General features: G+C 49.5%; 2 protein-coding genes and 1 pseudogene. 1 reads left to right on the top strand and 2 read right to left on the bottom strand.

All coding sequences use genetic code 11. The annotated features are described in order from the left end of the window. Positions 1 to 189: 189 nt before the first annotated feature. Together ACQY6F_RS18655 and ACQY6F_RS18660 are read right to left on the bottom strand one after the other, a co-directional pair. Positions 190 to 624 carry a hypothetical protein gene (locus ACQY6F_RS18655; RefSeq protein WP_428776593.1) on the bottom strand — a complete coding sequence of 145 codons (435 nt, stop codon included), beginning with the start codon at positions 622 to 624 and terminating at the stop codon, positions 190 to 192. 166 nt (positions 625 to 790) lie between these two features. Then, positions 791 to 2,326 carry an IS1182 family transposase gene (locus ACQY6F_RS18660; protein ID WP_428776594.1) on the bottom strand — a complete coding sequence of 512 codons (1,536 nt, stop codon included), beginning with the start codon at positions 2,324 to 2,326 and terminating at the stop codon, positions 791 to 793. Between the two features lie 349 nt (positions 2,327 to 2,675). Here ACQY6F_RS18660 and ACQY6F_RS18665 point away from each other — a divergent pair. Beyond that, positions 2,676 to 2,856: pseudogene (locus tag ACQY6F_RS18665) on the top strand (hypothetical protein); the annotation flags it as partial.

The raw sequence follows: 2,856 nt of genomic DNA on the forward strand, positions 1-2,856 counted from the left end.
AAATGCTTTTCCCAGTCGACTCCAGAATCAGGATCCTCCTGATCTCTAGAAGAACCCAAGTGAACTAATGCTTCATGTTTTTTACATTTATCGCACAACATATGTTTTCTTTCCGGCGGCTAACGACTAAATATGGGGCGCTGGAGCGATAGCGACAGCGTCCCAGCGAACGATAGTGAGCGACATAATTTACTTGTTAGCGCCATTAGCATACCTAAATACGAACATAGAATGAATTGCGGGTATTGCTAGAGGAGAGCCCATAAGAAATACAGGAAGAGTGTCTAAAAAACCCTCTCCCAAACGATACTCAATACCCGTTATGTTCCCGATAGCAATAACACCTAAGCAAACTCCAAAGCCTACCAAAACGAGCCCCCACCAAAAATTTGATATACGCAAAAAGTGATGTAATCTCTTTATTGCGGCTCCTGTTACGTACCAAACTGCAATTGTAGATAAAGCAGCAAGTATTGAAATACTACCTATCAATAGATTTTCAGATGTTGGTTGCTCTAACACGCCACTCAAAACAAAACCCAAGCCCAAAACCAAATAAAATGAGATGGGTGTAAGGATGAACAACATTTCGAGTATTAGCAGGAATTGATTAAGTATTTTCATTCTTCAGCGCTAACGAGCCTGTAGAAAAACCCATTTATAAAGGCACGAAGACATTAGGCTTTGTGATTGTCGTCTCGTGTTCATTTTTTCCTGGGCTATCTGTTTTCTTTTATGTTGTCTCTTCGGATGGCAGTTGATAACTCATCTTAACCGCCACCCGGGTCTTTTACGCCCATTCCCATCCATATCGATGGATCTTCAAGATATTGTGCAACATCATCATCAATTTCCATTGCCCATCGACCTTCTGCTTTCCTCGTAAACTGAATCGCTTGATACCGATCGCATCGGTGATGTGACCAAACACCGGCTCCACCGTACCGAGTCGCTGGCTGTAGATATGTCGGCCCCAGGGACTGTCGATCTTGCGCTTCATCCGCTCGATGATACCCGCTTTCTGTTCCTGAGTGATATCCAGCGCTACATTGATCTGCCTTGGCGTGAGTTGTCTTTCATCTCTCAGACAGCGCTTCCTCAGACCGCAGCTCTGACAGTCCTTTTCATAGGCCTGAAACTGCATGAACAGGTGATGGCCGATCCGGGCCCGCCGGGCTTTCAGCCACATCGCGTTGCCAGCTGGACAGCGGCAGGTTTCTCGCTTGCGGTCGATGATGAATTCCTGTTGGCTGAAACGCTGTTTGTCCTTGCGCTTGTTCCGCTCGGCCGGCTCCTTGTGATCCTTGAAGCGAGGGTCGCGTGAGCGAAATCCCGTATCGGCCAGGTAGGCATCGATCCCTTCGGCTTCCAGGTACTCCAGCATCTCCCGGTTGTGGTAGCCGGAGTCAGCGGTGAGCTTGGTCTCTTTGAGCGCTTTCTGCGTTTCCCCGTCGCTCTCGCTGAAGGTCTCTTGGATACCTTCCATGACCGGTTTGATCAAGCCGTGCTCCTGGCCTTGCCCGAAGGCTTCGGCATGCACCACGACCTGATGTTTGCTGTCCACTGCGACCACTCCGGTGTAACCCTGGATCACACCGTGGCTGGTTTTCATCTTGGCGCTGTCGTTGTCGGTGATGTTGCTCTTGACCTCTTGTCCGCTGACGCCCTTGCGAGGCGATTCGGTTTCGATGAAGTGCTTTATCTTCTTAGAGGCGGCGCGCAACTTGCGGATCTGTTCCTGCTCCCGCTCATAGAGGGTGGGCTCGTGCTCGGCCAGGTCCTGTTCGCGATGGCGCTGCAGCATGCGTCGAACCGCCCGATCGATCTTCTGGCGCTTCTTTCTCAGCTCCTTATGAGTCCCGCTCCAGCTCTTGGAAGCATTGGAGGGGAGCTTGCAGCCGTCTATGGCGAACATCTCCTTGCCGATGAGTCCGAGTTGCTCGCACATCAGTACCACTTGCCCAAACAGATCGGCGATGGCCTGTGGCGAACGGGAGATGAAATCAGCCAGGGTGGTGAAGTGGGGTTGCTGATCTGCCGACAACGCCATGAAGATGATGTTCTCCCGGCACAGTCTCTCTATCTGACGGCTGCTGGTGACGCCTTTGGAGTAGGCCAGGATGACGATCTTCAGCAGTAGTCGGGGATCGTAAGCGGGTCTACCCCCGTCATCGTTTCGATACTGTTTATCGAAAGCGGTCAGATCAAGTTCTTGATCGATTAAATAAGAAAGTGAGTATTCGAAACTGCCGGGGAGGATCTGGCTTTCGAAGGAAACCGGGATCATCTTCATTTGATCGTAGTTGGTATCCACGTAGCGAGCCATGGTCCTTTCCCCTTAGGCGTGATCTTCACGTAATTTTAGCTGAATCGGGGGTTTTTCTACAGCCTCAACGAGGGAATAACCGGGATGCCTGCTTTTTTGCGGATGAGGATTACCGGTTTTACCGGGATTGCATTAAGCAATCTTCGGACAAGTACCGAGTAGCAGTACATGCCTATGTGTTGATGACCAATAACGTAACGTGGTCAGAGTAAATTTTCTGAGAGGATGTTGCGTAATTGTTACTCTGTCAAAGAAAATTTACTCTGATAATCATCTAGCCGACTCCTTGATTCGGTGGTAATCGTTAAGTTGAGAGCACTTACGAGCCACCCGAAAAAAGGAGCCGACAATGAAACTATATTGTGGAATTGACCTTCATGCCAATAACAGCGTTATCAGTATTCAGGATGAGCAGGATAATGTGCGCTACGAAAAGCGTCTGCCGAATGATTTAGAGGTGATCGTGACCGCATTGCGCCCATTTCAGGAAGATCTGCAGGGTTGTGTCGTCGAATCGACCTACAACTGGT

This window comes from Vibrio sp. (genome assembly GCF_050299255.1).
In the GTDB taxonomy this organism is placed as follows: domain Bacteria; phylum Pseudomonadota; class Gammaproteobacteria; order Enterobacterales; family Vibrionaceae; genus Vibrio.

Excerpts from the sequence above, each read along its gene's own strand:
- ACQY6F_RS18655 (WP_428776593.1), bottom strand. The coding sequence starts at position 624 with ATGAAAATACTTAATCAATTCCTGCTAATACTCGAAATGTTGTTCATC.
- ACQY6F_RS18660 (WP_428776594.1), bottom strand. The coding sequence starts at position 2,326 with ATGGCTCGCTACGTGGATACCAACTACGATCAAATGAAGATGATCCCG.